14 protein-coding genes are annotated in these 13,917 nt (G+C 62.0%); 6 read left to right on the forward strand and 8 right to left on the reverse strand.

What is annotated here, in order from left to right:
- Positions 1 to 10 precede the first annotated feature (10 nt).
- The 3 genes from cobT to HJB83_RS27580 form a co-directional block, all read right to left on the reverse strand.
- The gene (gene cobT, locus HJB83_RS27570) at positions 11 to 1,912 is read right to left on the reverse strand and encodes a cobaltochelatase subunit CobT (protein ID WP_221131698.1); all 1,902 of its coding nucleotides are present in this window, start codon (positions 1,910 to 1,912) and stop codon (positions 11 to 13) included.
- Between the two features lie 12 nt (positions 1,913 to 1,924).
- Positions 1,925 to 2,917: a cobaltochelatase subunit CobS gene (gene cobS / locus HJB83_RS27575; RefSeq protein ID WP_221115536.1), complete on the reverse strand. Its 993-nt coding sequence runs from the start codon at positions 2,915 to 2,917 to the stop codon at positions 1,925 to 1,927.
- Positions 2,918 to 3,226: 309 nt separating this feature from the next.
- Entirely contained in the window at positions 3,227 to 3,844 is a 618-nt protein-coding gene (locus tag HJB83_RS27580) for a J domain-containing protein (protein WP_221115535.1), read from the reverse strand.
- A gap of 102 nt (positions 3,845 to 3,946) precedes the next feature.
- Here HJB83_RS27580 and HJB83_RS27585 point away from each other — a divergent pair, with 102 nt between their 5' ends.
- Entirely contained in the window at positions 3,947 to 4,231 is a 285-nt protein-coding gene (locus HJB83_RS27585; RefSeq protein ID WP_221115534.1) for a BolA family transcriptional regulator, read from the forward strand.
- Positions 4,232 to 4,383: 152 nt separating this feature from the next.
- Here the strand turns inward: HJB83_RS27585 and HJB83_RS27590 are convergent, their stop codons facing one another.
- Genes HJB83_RS27590 through HJB83_RS27600 form a run of 3 tightly spaced genes read right to left on the reverse strand, consistent with a single transcriptional unit; the run spans position 4,384 to position 7,411 of the window.
- Positions 4,384 to 5,697 carry an HlyC/CorC family transporter gene (locus tag HJB83_RS27590; protein WP_207582013.1) on the reverse strand — a complete coding sequence of 438 codons (1,314 nt, stop codon included), beginning with the start codon at positions 5,695 to 5,697 and terminating at the stop codon, positions 4,384 to 4,386.
- Positions 5,694 to 6,824, reverse strand: coding sequence for a 3-dehydroquinate synthase (aroB, locus tag HJB83_RS27595; RefSeq protein ID WP_207582014.1), 1,131 nt, complete (start codon positions 6,822 to 6,824; stop codon positions 5,694 to 5,696). The genes HJB83_RS27590 and aroB overlap by 4 nt, the downstream gene beginning before the upstream one ends.
- On the reverse strand, positions 6,821 to 7,411 hold the full coding sequence (locus HJB83_RS27600) for a shikimate kinase (protein WP_207582015.1): 591 nt from the start codon (positions 7,409 to 7,411) through the stop codon (positions 6,821 to 6,823). The genes aroB and HJB83_RS27600 overlap by 4 nt, the downstream gene beginning before the upstream one ends.
- A 148-nt stretch (positions 7,412 to 7,559) precedes the next feature.
- On the opposite strand from HJB83_RS27600, the gene HJB83_RS27605 reads away from it, so the two are divergent.
- From HJB83_RS27605 to HJB83_RS27625, 5 genes are all read left to right on the forward strand, one after another.
- The gene (locus HJB83_RS27605; protein WP_204330089.1) at positions 7,560 to 7,736 is read left to right on the forward strand and encodes a hypothetical protein; all 177 of its coding nucleotides are present in this window, start codon (positions 7,560 to 7,562) and stop codon (positions 7,734 to 7,736) included.
- Positions 7,737 to 7,741: 5 nt separating this feature from the next.
- Positions 7,742 to 8,695 carry a site-specific tyrosine recombinase XerD gene (xerD, locus tag HJB83_RS27610; protein WP_207582016.1) on the forward strand — a complete coding sequence of 318 codons (954 nt, stop codon included), beginning with the start codon at positions 7,742 to 7,744 and terminating at the stop codon, positions 8,693 to 8,695.
- Between the two features lie 62 nt (positions 8,696 to 8,757).
- Positions 8,758 to 9,711: an acetyl-CoA carboxylase carboxyltransferase subunit alpha gene (locus HJB83_RS27615; protein ID WP_221115533.1), complete on the forward strand. Its 954-nt coding sequence runs from the start codon at positions 8,758 to 8,760 to the stop codon at positions 9,709 to 9,711.
- Between the two features lie 348 nt (positions 9,712 to 10,059).
- On the forward strand, positions 10,060 to 11,304 hold the full coding sequence (locus HJB83_RS27620) for a murein L,D-transpeptidase family protein (protein ID WP_221115532.1): 1,245 nt from the start codon (positions 10,060 to 10,062) through the stop codon (positions 11,302 to 11,304).
- Between the two features lie 5 nt (positions 11,305 to 11,309).
- A complete protein-coding gene (locus tag HJB83_RS27625) occupies positions 11,310 to 11,534 on the forward strand; it encodes a sulfurtransferase TusA family protein (RefSeq protein ID WP_221115531.1) in 225 nt (74 codons plus the stop codon).
- On the opposite strand, the gene HJB83_RS27630 is transcribed toward HJB83_RS27625, so the two are convergent.
- Together HJB83_RS27630 and HJB83_RS27635 are read right to left on the reverse strand one after the other, a co-directional pair.
- Complete coding sequence (locus HJB83_RS27630) at positions 11,531 to 12,694, reverse strand: GTP-binding protein (RefSeq protein WP_221131697.1); 1,164 nt, start codon at positions 12,692 to 12,694, stop codon at positions 11,531 to 11,533. The genes HJB83_RS27625 and HJB83_RS27630 overlap by 4 nt on opposite strands.
- A 24-nt stretch (positions 12,695 to 12,718) precedes the next feature.
- Entirely contained in the window at positions 12,719 to 13,852 is a 1,134-nt protein-coding gene (locus HJB83_RS27635) for a D-alanyl-D-alanine carboxypeptidase family protein (protein ID WP_221131696.1), read from the reverse strand.
- Positions 13,853 to 13,917 lie beyond the last annotated feature (65 nt).

A 13,917-nucleotide genomic window follows, 5' to 3' on the forward strand; every position in this document is an offset into this window, starting at 1 on the left:
TTCCAGCCGGTCAACCGGCACGGCGTATCCGGCTGCCACGCGACGGGGCGGATTTATCTTCGAACAGCGAGGCAAGCTGCTCGGTCATCGCGCCGGCAAGCTCGTCGGCATCGACGATCGTCACGGCGCGGCGATAGTAACGTGTCACATCGTGACCGATGCCGATCGCCAGCAGTTCGACAGGCGAGCGCGTCTCGATCTGCTCGATGACGGCGCGCAGGTGCCGCTCGAGATAATTGCCTGGATTGACCGACAGCGTCGAATCGTCGACCGGCGCCCCGTCCGAAATCATCATCAGGATGCGGCGCTGCTCGCGGCGTGCGAGCAGACGATTATGCGCCCAGATCAGCGCCTCGCCGTCAATATTTTCCTTGAGCAGGCCCTCGCGCATCATCAGCCCGAGATTGGCCCGTGCCCGCCGCCACGGCGCGTCGGCCGATTTGTAGATGATATGGCGCAGGTCGTTGAGGCGACCCGGCGTCTGCGGCTTGCCGCCGGCAAGCCAGCCCTCACGTGCCTGCCCGCCTTTCCAGGCCTTGGTGGTGAAGCCGAGGATCTCGACCTTGACGCCGCAGCGCTCCAGCGTGCGGGCGAGAATATCGGCGCAGGTGGCGGCAACCGTGATCGGCCGGCCGCGCATCGAGCCGGAATTGTCGATGAGCAGGGTGACGACGGTGTCGCGGAACTGCGTGTCGCGCTCCATCTTGAAGGACAGCGCCTGCATCGGATCGATGATGATACGCTGCAGCCGGGCCGGATCGAGATAACCCTCTTCCAGATCGAAATCCCAGGAGCGGTTCTGCTGCGCCATCAGCCGGCGCTGCAGCCGGTTGGCCAGGCGGCCGACCGCGCCCTGCAGATGCGCCAGCTGCTTGTCGAGGAAGGCGCGCAGGCGCTCCAACTCGGCGGCATCGCAGAGTTCCTCGGCGGTGATGATCTCGTCAAACGCTTCGGTAAAGACGTGATAATCGACCTTCTCGTTGAAATCGGCAAAAGGCGTGTTCGGACGGCGGGTCTCGCCCGGCGTTTCCGAATCGTCCTCGCCCTCTTCCATCATGTCGTCGTCGGAAATTTCGGCGCCTTCGGTCTCGCCGTCCTCCATCTGCTCGTCGGCGACTTCACTGTCTTCGACGGGGGCGGCGTCGGTGCCGGCATCCTCGTCGACCTCGTCCTGATCCTGCTCGTCGCCGCTCGGCTGGTCTTCCTGATCCGACTGGTCGTCATTATCGGCGTCGCTGTCGTCGTCGCCGTATTCCTCGGCCATTTCCATGGCCGACAGCATGTTGCGGATGACCTTGGCGAAGGCCTGCTGGTCGTTGATCGCGCTCGACAGATTGTCGAGTTCGGACCCTGCCTTGTCCTCGATGAAGCCGCGCCAGAGGTCGAGCACCTTGCCGGCGGAGGCGGGCGGGCGCTGGCCGGTCAGCTTCTCGCGCACCATCATCGCAACGGCTTCACCGACCGGTGCGTCTTCCTGGCGTTCGATGCCGGTGAAATTCGCCTTGGAATATTTCTCTTCGGTCATGGAGCGCAGGTTCGACGCCATGCCCTCCATGCGCAGCGCGCCGATCGATTCGACGCGCGCCTGCTCGACGACATCGAAGATCGCCCGGGCGTCCGAGCCCTGCGGCGCCATCGTCGAATGCACCTTTTCGTCATGACAGGCGAGACGCAGCGCCATGGAATCGCCAAGCCCGCGGGTGACCGCCAGCTCATGCGCCGTCGGCCGCTTGGAAAGCTCCGGCAGCCGGATGCGCTCGCCGGTCATCCCCGGTCGTTCATTGGCGAAGGTCACCTCGACATCGCCGTCGCCGGCGATCGAGCGCACGCAGCCGGTTATCGCCCGGCGTAATGGCTCGACGTCGACAGGGGCGCCGGGCTTTGCTTTCGAATTGTCACCGCGAGCTGCCATGATCGGTCGGTCTCAGGCTCCGAGAACGATATTGGCGGCACTTTCCTTCAGCTCGACGCCGAAGGCCCGCTGATAATGCTCGGCGACCAGAGGGCGCTCCAGCTCGTCGCACTTGTTGAGGAAGGTGACGCGGAACGCGAAGGCGAGATCGCCGAAGATCTCGGCATTCTCGGCCCAGGTGATGACGGTACGCGGGCTCATGACCGTGGAGAGGTCGCCATTCATGAAGGCAGCGCGCGTCAGGTCGGCGACGCGGACCATCTTCGACACGGTGTCGCGACCTTCCCTGTCCTTGCCGAAGCTCTTCACCTTGGCGGCGACGATATTCACTTCATGATCATGCGGCAGATAGTTCAGCGTCGTCACGATCGACCAGCGGTCCATCTGCGCCTGGTTGATCTGCTGCGTGCCGTGATAGAGGCCGGTGGTATCACCGAGGCCGATCGTATTGGCGGTCGCAAATAGGCGGAAGGCCGGGTGCGGCCGGATGACGCGGCTCTGGTCGAGCAGCGTCAGGCGGCCGGAGGATTCGAGCACGCGCTGGATGACGAACATCACATCGGGACGGCCGGCATCATATTCGTCGAACACCAGCGCGACATTGTGCTGATAGGCCCAGGGAAGGATGCCGTCCTTGAATTCGGTGACCTGCAGCCCGTCCTTGACGACGATCGCATCCTTGCCGACAAGATCGATACGGCTGACATGGCTGTCGAGGTTGATGCGCACGCAGGGCCAGTTAAGCCGTGCGGCCACCTGCTCGATATGCGAGGACTTGCCCGTGCCGTGATAGCCGGAGATCATCACGCGGCGGTTATGGGCGAAGCCTGCGAGAATGGCGAGCGTCGTGTCGCGGTCGAACAGGTAGTCGGTGTCGAGGTCCGGCACATAGGCGTCGCCCTTGCTGTAGGCGGGAACGCGGATGTCGGAATCGATGCCGAAGGCCTCGCGGACCGAAACGGTGGTATCGGGCAGTTCTGAAATATCAAGTTCGATCTTGCTCATCATGTCTCCAAGGCGGGTGAAGCCACCCGGCCATACTGTCTCAGGCCATGTCGCAACCGTGACGCCGCGATTTTATTCCGCGCTCGTCCAGGTCGGAACGTCGGCGATGCTTCTCCGGGACTGAAACGAAACCTCGGCGGGATAATGACCGCGTGCGAGCATTCTTGAAAGAGTCCCGGACAAGAAACGCCGCGTCCGGAAGGTCGGCGGAGGCGATGTCGGGAAAACGCACAAATATGAGCCGCGTTTGCCTGCGGCCTCAGCCGATTTGGACCATACCCGATTGAAGCCTAAGAGCAAGGACGGGAACTAACAAAAACCGTTCTGCTTCAACAATTGATAGGCCTGGATGACGGCGCGGAAACGCTCTTCCGAGCCGCGGTCGCCGCCATTGGCATCCGGATGGTGCTTCTTGACCAGTTCCTTGTAGCGGCTCTTGATCTCCGCCGACGTCGCATTGGCATTGAGGCCCATCGTATCGAAGGCCTTGCTTTCCAGCGATTTCAGCTTGCGCGCCTGGGGAAAACGCGGCCCGCTGCCCTTGCCGCCTTCCTTGACGAAGCCGAAGGGATCGCGAACGCGTGTATAGGCGCCGGAGCGAACCTCCGAATGCAGCGGACTGTCCTTCGCCGCCTTGTTGACGCCGACGGTCCATGTCGGCCGGTGGCCGGTGATCGCCTCTTTCTGGTAGCGAGCGATCTCGCCGTCCGAAAGACCGGAGAAATAATTATAGCCCTTGTTGTAGTCCTTGACGTGCGCGAAGCAGAACAAAAAGAACTGGCCTTCCGCATTGCGTCCGACAGGAGCGCGATGCACGCCTTTCTTGTCGCAGCCGTCCCACTGACAGGTAGGCGGAGCCTCCTCTGCCTCAGGCTCGCGTTTGCGACTTGTTCGGATGCGATCGAAATATTTGGAATCAAGTGTCATGACGGCGCTAATTATGGGGCTGTCGCGACGCGACAACAAGAATTGACAAATGGGTTTGTTGCTGGCTTGGTGGGAACCTTTTTCGCGAAACAGCAAGATCGGATGATGACCCTGAGAACCCGCATCGAAGAAAAGCTTGTCGAAGCCTTCGCCCCCGAACGCCTGAGCGTCATCGACGAAAGCGATCTGCATGCCGGCCATCAGCCCGATATCACCGGCACCGGCGAAACCCATATGCGGGTGAGGATCGTCTCAGTCAAGTTCGCCGGCATGTCGCGGCTGGCGCGCCACCGGGCGATCACCGACCTGTTGAAACCGGAACTCGATGCCGGCCTGCATGCGCTGGCGGTCGAACCGGCAGCACCTGACGAGCCGACCCGCTGGTAGCGGCACAGCAGCTTATATGGATACCTGTAACCGCTAAAGCGCGCCGCGATCTTTCAGATCCGCTTCTCGCGCTTTAGGTCTTTGTTTTTACGCATGTCGTTATCGCAAGACCGCGGCACACTTTTGCGCGACATGCTCTAATCCAAGCCGGATCAGGCCGGTTTCGCGCCGTCTTCCCCGGCCGGGCGAATGCGCAGCTTGGTGATGCGGTTCTTCTCCCGCTTCATGACGACGAAACGCTTGCCATAAAAGGTGAAGGCCTGGCGCTCTTCCGGGATGGTCATCGATTCATGGATGACGAGGCCTGCAATCGTCGTCGCCTCCTCGTCGGGCAGGTTCCAGTCGAGCGCGCGGTTGAGGTCGCGGATCGGTACGCCGCCGTCGACGACGACGGAACCGTCGGCCTCCTGGCGCACGCCCTGGATCTCGATATCGTGCTCGTCGGAAATATCGCCGACGATTTCCTCAAGGATATCTTCCAGCGTGACGATGCCCTGCACCTCGCCATATTCGTCGACGACGACGGCGAAATGCTGCTTGCGCCGCAGGAAGGCGTTGAGCTGATCTTCAAGATTGGTGCTGTCGGGCACGAACCACGGCTTCTGCGCGATCTTGACGATATCGAGGTTCTGCGGCTCCATGTTCGGCTCGGCAAGCGCCCGCAACAGGTCCTTGGCGTGCACGACGCCGATGATGTTGTCAATCGTGCCGCGCCACAGAGGCATGCGCGTATAGGGACTTTCGAGAATGGCGCGCACCACCGCTTCCGGCGGATCGTCGGCGTTGATCGCCCGCATCGCCGTGCGGTGGACCATGATATCGGAGAGTTCCAGCTCGCTGAGATCGAGCACGCCGCCGAGACGGTCGCGATCGGCCTTCACCACCGATCCCTCGCGGTGCAAGAGGTCGACGGCGCCGCGCAGTTCCTCATGCGCCGTCAGCATCGACGTCTCCCGCGACAGGTTGATGCCGAACAGCGCAAGGATCCGGCGGACGATCGCGTTGACGAAGGAGGAAAGCGGGCCGACGACGAGGACGAAGAGCCTGGCCGGAGCCGCAATGGCGAGTGCGAAACGGTCGGGTGTCGAAATCGCCCAGCTCTTCGGCAGCACTTCAGCGAAGATGACCAGGATGACGGTCATCGCAAGCGTCGCCAGCGCCACGCCGGAATTGCCGAACAGCCCGAGGAACAGGCTGGTGGCGATCGAGGAGGATAGGATGTTGGCGAGATTGTTGCCGATCAGCAGCGCGCCGATCAGCCGGTCGCGCCGCTCGATCAACTGCCGGACGAGGCCGGCGCGTTCGTCGCCGTTGGCTTCAAGCGTATGGATGCGGCTGCGCGAAACCGCGGTCAGCGCCGTCTCGGAGCCGGAAAAGAAGGCGGACATCAGCACGAGCGCCGTGATCGAAAGGATCTCCGGCCAATATGTTGCAAGAAATGCCAGAGCGCCTTCGACAGTTGTCACGGATGTTTTTCCCGGAGAAAGCTGATCACCTCGGAGGCCGGAACGTCGTCGGCGACGAAAGACTGGCCAATGCCGCGCGTCAAGATGAAGGTGAGCTTGCCGCTCTTGACCTTCTTGTCCTGGGCGATCGCATCCATCAGCGTTTCGGCCGGCGGTAGCTCGCCCGGAATGTCGGACATGCGGGTCGGCAGGCCGACCTCCTTGAGGTGCCGCTCGACGCGCCGCGCATCGTCGGGGCTTGCAAGGTTCATCCGTGCGGAGAATTCGTGTGCCAGCACCATGCCGATCGCAACGCCCTCGCCATGCACGAGGCGGGAGCTGTCATAGGCGGTCGCCGCCTCAAGCGCATGGCCGAAAGTGTGGCCGAGATTGAGCAGCGCCCGCGGGCCGTTCTCGCGCTCGTCGGCAACGACGACATCGGCCTTCGCCTGACAGCTGGCGGCAATCGCCTCGATGCGGGCGGAACCGCCTGTAAAAACCGACGTCCAGTTGGCTTCCAGCCAGGCGAAGAAATCCGGCTTGTCGATCAGCCCGTATTTGGCGACCTCGGCGTAACCGGCGCGGAATTCGCGCTCGCTAAGCGAATTCAGCACATCGGTATCGGCCAGAACCAGATCCGGCTGATGGAAGACGCCGATCAGATTTTTGCCGTGGCGGGAATTGATGCCGGTCTTGCCACCGACGGAGGAATCGACCTGCGACAGCAGCGAGGTCGGCACCTGCACGAAGCGCACGCCGCGGCGGACGATGCCGGCGGCAAATCCAGAAAGGTCGCCGATGACGCCGCCGCCGAGCGCGATGACGCAATCATTGCGCTCGACACGGGCTTCGAGCACCTTGTCGCAGACAGTTATCAGATGTTCGAAGCTTTTGGTCTTCTCGCCGGCCGGCAGGACGACCTCAGCCGAGGCAATGCCCGCTTCATCAAGACTTGCGACGAGCGCCTTCAAATAGAGCGGAGCGACATTTTCATCAGTGATGATCGCCGCCTTGCGGCCCTTGAGCCGGGAGGCGATCTCGGCGCCGGCCCGTGCGATCAGCCCCGGACCGATCAGGATGTCATAGGCGCGCTCGCCGAGCGGCACATGCACCGTCTGGACGGCGGAGGCGGAGGGTATCGCATTCATGACGCTGCACTTTCATTCTGAGCTTCGATCACGGCCGTCAGCACCTCGTCGGCCATGATTTCCTTGCGCACGTCGCGCGAGAGCACGGTGAGGTCGGCCTGCGCGTAGATCGGGTAGCGCGCATTCATCAGGCCTTCGAGCGTCTGCTTCGGATTTTCGGTCTTGAGCAGCGGCCGCGTATCACGCTTGGCGACCCTGTCCCAGAGCACGTCGAGATCGGCCTTCAGCCAGACGGACAGGCCGCCCTTCTTGATATGCCTGCGCGTCCGGTCGTTGATGAAGGCGCCGCCGCCGGTGGAGACGACCCGTGGCCCGCTCTTCAGCAGCCGTTTCATCACCCGCGTTTCCAGCGCCCGGAACTCCACTTCGCCATAGGCCGCGAATAATTCGGCGATCGTCATGCGTGACACCCGCTCGATTTCGTGATCGCTGTCGATGAAGGGAATCCCGAGCTGGGTGGCGACGATCCGGCCGACCGAGGATTTTCCAGCGCCCATCAGGCCGACAAGGATGAGATTACGTGAACCGAGCGCGGCGCGAGCTCTGTCTTTCAAGCTGTCAGCAACGGTCAGCAGTGGTTCACTCATCGGTCCATTCACACTTTGTTTGCAAACCGTATCGACAAATGCAGCTGGAGCGTCAAGTCGCGGACAAGGGAATCATGGCTTGAATACCGCTTCTTGCACTTGCAGATACGCTTCTTATAACAGAAGCAGAGCATGAAGGAGTTGCCGGATGCCGACCCTGTTCCGTTTTCTGTTCGTCTGCGCGATCCTCGCCGGGACGGTCTACGGAGCGATGTGGGCGCTTGTGACCTTCGTCGAGCCCGAGCCGCGCGACGTGACGATCCGCATTCCGTCCGAGCGGGTCAATCCGCCCGCGACGGGGGCGATCGCTCCGACCAGGAAGTGACCGAAATGGTGGATCTCGGCCGCGTCCATGTGGAATCCTTCCTGGAGATGATGAGCGCCGAGCGCGGCGCGGCCGCCAACACGCTGCAATCCTATGAGCGTGACCTCGAAGATGTCAGTTCCTTCCTGCACGAGCGTCGCATACGGCTCACCGAGGCTGCCTCCGCCGATCTCTCCGCCTATCTTTCCTCGCTTGCCCGAAAGGGTTTCAAACCCTCGTCCCAGGCGCGCCGGCTTGCCGCCATGCGGCAATTCTACAAATTCCTCTACGCCGAGGGCCTGAGAACCGACGACCCCACCGGCATTCTCGACGCGCCGAAGAAAGGCCGTCCGCTGCCGAAGACGATGGGCGTCGACGAGGTCGGCAAGCTGCTTTCACAGGCTGAGGCCGAAGCGGGGGATACGGCGCCGGGCCAGCTGCAGCGCCTGCGCATGCTGGCGCTTCTGGAGCTGCTCTATGCCACTGGCATGCGTGTCAGCGAACTGGTTACGCTTCCCGCCCGTGTGCTCGACCAGGAAGGCCGTTTCCTGATGATCCGCGGCAAGGGCAACAAGGAGCGGCTGGTGCCGCTGTCGCATTCGGCGATATCAGCGCTGAAATCCTACGGGCGCCTGCTGGCGGCGGAAAATGCCGTGGCGAAGCAGCCGCAGGAAAGCCCGTGGCTGTTTCCCGCCGCCTCGAAGGAGGGCTACCTGCCACGCCAGGTTTTCGCCCGCGACCTGAAGAACTTGGCAATCCGCGCCGGGCTGACGCCGTCGCTGATCTCGCCGCATGTCATGCGCCACGCCTTTGCCAGCCACCTGCTAGCCAATGGCGCCGATCTGCGCGTCGTGCAGGAACTCCTCGGCCATTCGGACATTTCGACCACACAGATCTACACGCATGTCCTGGAAGAGAGGCTGCAGCAGCTTGTCCAGACGCATCACCCCCTTGCCAAACAGGCGAAAAAGCACGAATAGGACCGGCGACAAGGGGCGGAGCCAGGAAAACGCCCCGGGCACAAGGAACGGAAACGCACCTCATGCACAATTATCTCGACTTCGAAAAGCCGATCTCCGACCTCGAAGGCAAGATTATCGAGCTGAAGAAGCTCGCCACGGAAGACGAGAGCATCGACACCACCGATGAAATCGGCAGGCTGGAGGTTCGCGTCCGCGAGGCGATCGTCGAAATCTATTCCAAGCTCAATCCCTGGCAGAAGACCCAGGTCGCCCGCCATCCGCAGCGGCCGCATTTCGTCGATTACGCCAAGACGCTGTTCCAGGAATTCACGCCGCTCGCCGGCGACCGCAAATTTTCCGAGGATGCCGCGATCCAGGCGGGCCTCGCGCGCTTCCGCGGCCAGCCCGTCGCCGTCATCGGCCAGGAAAAGGGCAACGACACCAAGAGCCGCCTGAAGCACAATTTCGGCAGCCCGCGGCCGGAAGGCTACCGCAAGGCGATCCGCATCCTCGAAATGGCCGATCGTTTCGGCCTGCCGGTGATTTCGCTGGTGGACACGGCTGGCGCCTATCCCGGCGTCGGCGCCGAAGAGCGCGGCCAGGCCGAGGCGATCGCCCGCTCGACGGAAAAATGTCTCGGCGTCAAGGTTCCCCTCGTGTCCATCGTCATCGGCGAAGGCGGCTCGGGCGGCGCGATCGCCATCGCCACCGGCAACAAGGTCTATATGCTCGAGCATTCGATCTACAGCGTCATCTCGCCGGAAGGCGCCGCCTCCATCCTCTGGCGCGATTCGACCCGCGCCCGGGAAGCGGCGACCAACATGAAGATCACTGCCGAGGACCTGAAATCGCTCGGCATCATCGACGGCATCATTTCCGAGCCGCTGGGCGGCGCCCATCGCGATCCCGACAGCGTCATTGCCGCGACCGGCGACATGATCGCCAATGCGCTCGGCGAAATGGCATCGCGTTCCGGCGAGCAGCTGCGCAACGAGCGACGCCAGAAATTCCTCAATATCGGCCGCAATCTCTAGAACAGGATGATTTTAGGCCCGGTTGGCCTAAAATCTGAATCCTGTTCTAAATTAAAGAGTAGAGCATGATGTCGTCCGAAAACCGCGCACACTTTTCGGCATCATGCTCTAAAACAGCCGGAAATCGCTGAGACTTTTCGGCATCATGTCCGAGACAAGTTCGGCTTTCGCCGATTGGGGCCAAATCTTGGCCACATTGATACTATCTGTAACATTCGCGCTTGCGGGGATGTTCGGGGCACGTCATAGGCTGGTAAGGTTTTATAAAGTATAAGCCGCCTATGATTCCTTCCAATGCCCGAACTCCATAGGCGGACCGGGTCGCTTTATCTTTATGGGCTAGTTTGGATGCGCATACGTCATTTTGCCTATGTTTCCCTCATGGCGCTGGCTCTTGCCGGCTGCAATGATGCGTTGGATACCGCGCAGGTCGATCTCTCCAAGGTCAAGAACAAGGTCGAGCAGCCGCTTCCTGCCCATATCCTCACCGCCATGTCCGCCAAGGGCATGGACCGCAATTCGCCGATCATGATCCGCATCTTCAAGGAAGAAGGTGCCATGGAGATCTGGAAGGCGAAGACCGACAACCGTTTCGACAAGATCGCCGATTACAAGATCTGCGCCTGGTCCGGCCGTCTCGGTCCCAAGGTAAAGACCGGCGACCGGCAGGCGCCGGAAGGTTTTTACGACCTGACGCGCGCCAACCTGAACCCCAACTCGAAATATTATCTGGCGATCAACACCGGCTTCCCGAACCGCTACGACGCGGCGAACGGCCGCAGCGGCTCCGATCTGATGATCCATGGCGCCTGCTCGTCCTCCGGCTGCTATTCGATGACTGACCAGCAGGTGCTTGAGATCTACGCCTTCGCCCGCGACGCCTTCAAGGGCGGCCAGTCGACCGTGCAGCTGCAGGCCTTCCCCTTCCGCATGAGCGCGGAAAACATGGTCAAGCATCGCCTCGACTCGAGCTACGACTTCTGGAAGATGCTGAAGGTCGGCTACGACAATTTCGAAGTGACCAAGCGCCCGCCCGAGGTGAACGTCTGCGAGAAGAAATACGTCTTCAACCAGCAGGCAACCGATGGCGGCGCCTTCAATGCCGCCGGCAAGTGCCCTGCTATGTCGACACCGCCGGCGCTGACGGCAGCGCTTTCCGCCTACGGCAAGACCTATGATGCCGACTATGCCAAGGCGATGGGCAAATTCGACGGCATGGCCTGGTATGATCCGTCCGAAGCCGAGCGCAAGGCGGTGGTCGCCAAGACCCGCAAGGGCCGCGAACTCGCTTATGCCCCGACCGGCACCTCGCTGGAAGCCGGCCGCATGGTCAAGGTTGCCGACCTCGAAGACATGATGGCCAAGCGCACCGCGCAGGGCATTGCCGCCAAGACCGCGCCGGGCGCCACACCTCTCGCCGCTGCACAGCCGCAGCCAATGGCAGTCGCTGCTGCGACCCCTGCGGCCGTCGCGACCCCAGCAGTGGTGCCGGTGCCGATGCCGAACCCCCTGGCCTATACGGCACCCGAACCGCAGGAAACCGCAGAAGTCGCGGCAAAGAAGCCGTTCTGGAAATTCTGGGCGCGGAACTGAACGGCTTGAACCCCGTTCTCTACGATCTTCGCGGCCTGAAATGCCCCTTCCCCGTGATCAAGACACGCAGGAAGCTTGCCGCCATGGCAAGCGGCACGCTCATCCGCGTCGACACCACCGATCCGCTGGCGGTGATCGACATGCCGCATTTCTGCAATGAGGACGGCCACGAGCTGGTCGAGACCGAAAAGACCGAAAACGGCCACCGCTTCCTGATCCGAAAGGGCTAAATCCGCATACCGGGAATGGCGAGCGGATTGTCGGACAGCGCGGCGCGATCGGGCATGTCGATGCGCGGCTTGCCGAGAAAGGCGTCGAACAGATCCTTGACGAAGGCTTCCGGCAGGTCCTTGGTGATCAGCACCATGCGCGTGCGCCGATCACCGGGGTCCGGCCAGGCGGCAAGCCGCACCGGCGGATGGAAGATGCTTTGGACGCCATGCAGCACCAGCGGCCGGTCCGGCCGGTCGGAGACGGAAACGATTGCCTTCATCCTCAGCAGCTTCTCGCCATGGGCGGAGCGCAAGAGATCGATGAACATGTCGAGCGCCATCGGATCGATCGGCTTTTCCTCGACGATCGAGAAAGAGCGGATCGAGGCATCGTGACGGTTGACGTCATGCGGGTCCTGATGCGCGTGATCATGGTGGTGATGGTGGCCGTGGTCTCCATCATGATCATGATTGTGATGATTGTGATGCGCCTCGTGCGCATTCTCGTCCTGCAGCCAGCGGCCGACATCGGCGATCTTCGTCGCCGGATCGTAGATGCCGTTGACGAGCACCGCGGCACTGCCTGCCTCGGTGCTGTCGGCATCCATCATCGTCGCGCGCGGATTGAGCGCCCGCAGGCGCTTTTCCAGAGCATCCCCTCCAGCTGTCCCGCCGGCCATCGCTTTTTTCGAGACGATCAGCCGGTCGGCGACCGCCGCCTGTTTGCGCGCTTCCTCGTGATTGTCGAGCGTCTTTAGCCCGTTTACCGCATCGACGACGGTAACGACGCCATCGAGTTCGAAATTCGTCGCAATGACGGGATTGCCCATGATTGCCTGCATGACCGGAGCAGGATCGGCAAGACCCGTCGTTTCGATGACGACACGCTTCACCGGCTTGACACGGCCGGTCTGCACGGCGTCCATCAGGTTTGCCAGCGTATCCACAAGCTCGCCGCGCACGGTGCAGCAGAGGCAGCCGTCTGAGAGTTCGATGATCGAATCGCCGGAGCTTTCGACCAGCAGATGATCGATGCCGACATCGCCGAATTCATTGATGATGACGGCTGCATCCTTCATCACCGGATCTTTGAGGATGCGGTTGAGCAGCGTCGATTTGCCGGCGCCGAGAAAGCCGGTCAGGATGGTGACCGGAATCCTGTCGTTGAGCGCGCTCATGTCGTTTTACCTTGAAAACCTATCTCAGAAAGATGTCGGGCGCGGCATCGGCACCGGCACGTTGGCTATCGCTCCGGCCGTATCGCCGGTCGCCACCTTTTCCGGCTGCTGAGCCGGTTGCGGATCCTGGCCGGGAATGAGACCGGCAAAGACAAAGCGCGGATCGTGGTCCATTTCCAGGATATAGGGCGACTGCACCCGCATGCGGCCGACCTCGTCGCGCGTTTCGCTGCGCACCTTGGCGCCCTTGGCGCTGCAGATATCGGCGGTGATGTCGGAAACCTGGTCTTGTCCCTGCCCATAAGGCTTCAGCGAACCCAGCGTGTCGCTGCCGGGAAACGGCGTGGTGAAACCCTTCTGCAAAAGGTTCGCCGTCGCATCGGCGCGCGCTGCGAGACTGTCGGTGCCGAGCACCACCGAGACGAGCGTATGGCCGTTGCGCGTCGCCGAGCCGATCTGGTTGAAGCCCGAGGCGCAGATGAAGCCGGTCTTCATGCCATCGGCGCCGGCGAAGCGGCCGATCAGCATGTTGAGGCTCGGCACATTCTGCTGGCCATTGGTGAAACCCTCCAGCGCGAAGTACCCGGCATATTGCGGAAAATCGCGGCGCAGCGCCACGGTCAGTACCGCAAGGTCGCGCGCCGTCGTATACTGCCCTTTGCCGGGCAGGCCATTCGGATTGACGAAATGCGAATCCGTCATGCCGAGCTTCAGCGCCTCGCCGTTCATCCGCGTCACGAAGGCTTCCTGGGTGCCGCCGACCGCTTCGGCGACCGCGACGGCAATGTCGTTGGCCGATTTCACCATCAGGATCTTCAGCGCGCTGTCGAGCGTCAGCTTCTGGCCCGGCTTGAAATACATCTTGGCGGCCGGCTGCGCGGCGGCGCGCTTGCTCATGACGATAGGCGTATCGAGGCTGATCTGGCCGGCGCGGATCGCGTCGAACACGGTATAGACGGTCATCAGCTTGGTCAGCGAGGCCGGATACCACTTGCGGAAGGCTTCTTCATGCTCGAGCACGCGGCCGGTCTGCACATCGACGAGAATATGCGGATTGGCCTGAGCAAGCGGAATGGAGGCAAGAAAACCGGCAGTCGCGGCGACCACGAAACTCAACGGCCGCAAAGCGGCAAACAAACGGAAGTGGCTCGTCGACACGGTTCGTCCTTCGGATATTAGGAAAATCTCGAAACCTTCACCTATTTATCCTATATGGCTATGAC

Source organism: Rhizobium sp. NZLR11, from assembly GCF_019685115.1.
Taxonomy (GTDB): Bacteria; Pseudomonadota; Alphaproteobacteria; order Rhizobiales; family Rhizobiaceae; genus Rhizobium.

Coding starts and splice junctions, on each gene's coding strand:
- HJB83_RS27585 (WP_221115534.1), top strand. CDS start 3,947: ATGATGACCCTGAGAACCCGCATCGAAGAAAAGCTTGTCGAAGCCTTC.
- HJB83_RS27605 (WP_204330089.1), top strand. CDS start 7,560: ATGCCGACCCTGTTCCGTTTTCTGTTCGTCTGCGCGATCCTCGCCGGG.
- xerD (WP_207582016.1), top strand. CDS start 7,742: ATGGTGGATCTCGGCCGCGTCCATGTGGAATCCTTCCTGGAGATGATG.
- HJB83_RS27580 (WP_221115535.1), bottom strand. CDS start 3,844: ATGACACTTGATTCCAAATATTTCGATCGCATCCGAACAAGTCGCAAA.
- aroB (WP_207582014.1), bottom strand. CDS start 6,824: ATGAATGCGATACCCTCCGCCTCCGCCGTCCAGACGGTGCATGTGCCG.
- HJB83_RS27600 (WP_207582015.1), bottom strand. CDS start 7,411: ATGAGTGAACCACTGCTGACCGTTGCTGACAGCTTGAAAGACAGAGCT.
- cobT (WP_221131698.1), bottom strand. CDS start 1,912: ATGGCAGCTCGCGGTGACAATTCGAAAGCAAAGCCCGGCGCCCCTGTC.
- cobS (WP_221115536.1), bottom strand. CDS start 2,917: ATGAGCAAGATCGAACTTGATATTTCAGAACTGCCCGATACCACCGTT.
- HJB83_RS27620 (WP_221115532.1), top strand. CDS start 10,060: ATGCGCATACGTCATTTTGCCTATGTTTCCCTCATGGCGCTGGCTCTT.
- HJB83_RS27615 (WP_221115533.1), top strand. CDS start 8,758: ATGCACAATTATCTCGACTTCGAAAAGCCGATCTCCGACCTCGAAGGC.
- HJB83_RS27630 (WP_221131697.1), bottom strand. CDS start 12,694: ATGAGCGCGCTCAACGACAGGATTCCGGTCACCATCCTGACCGGCTTT.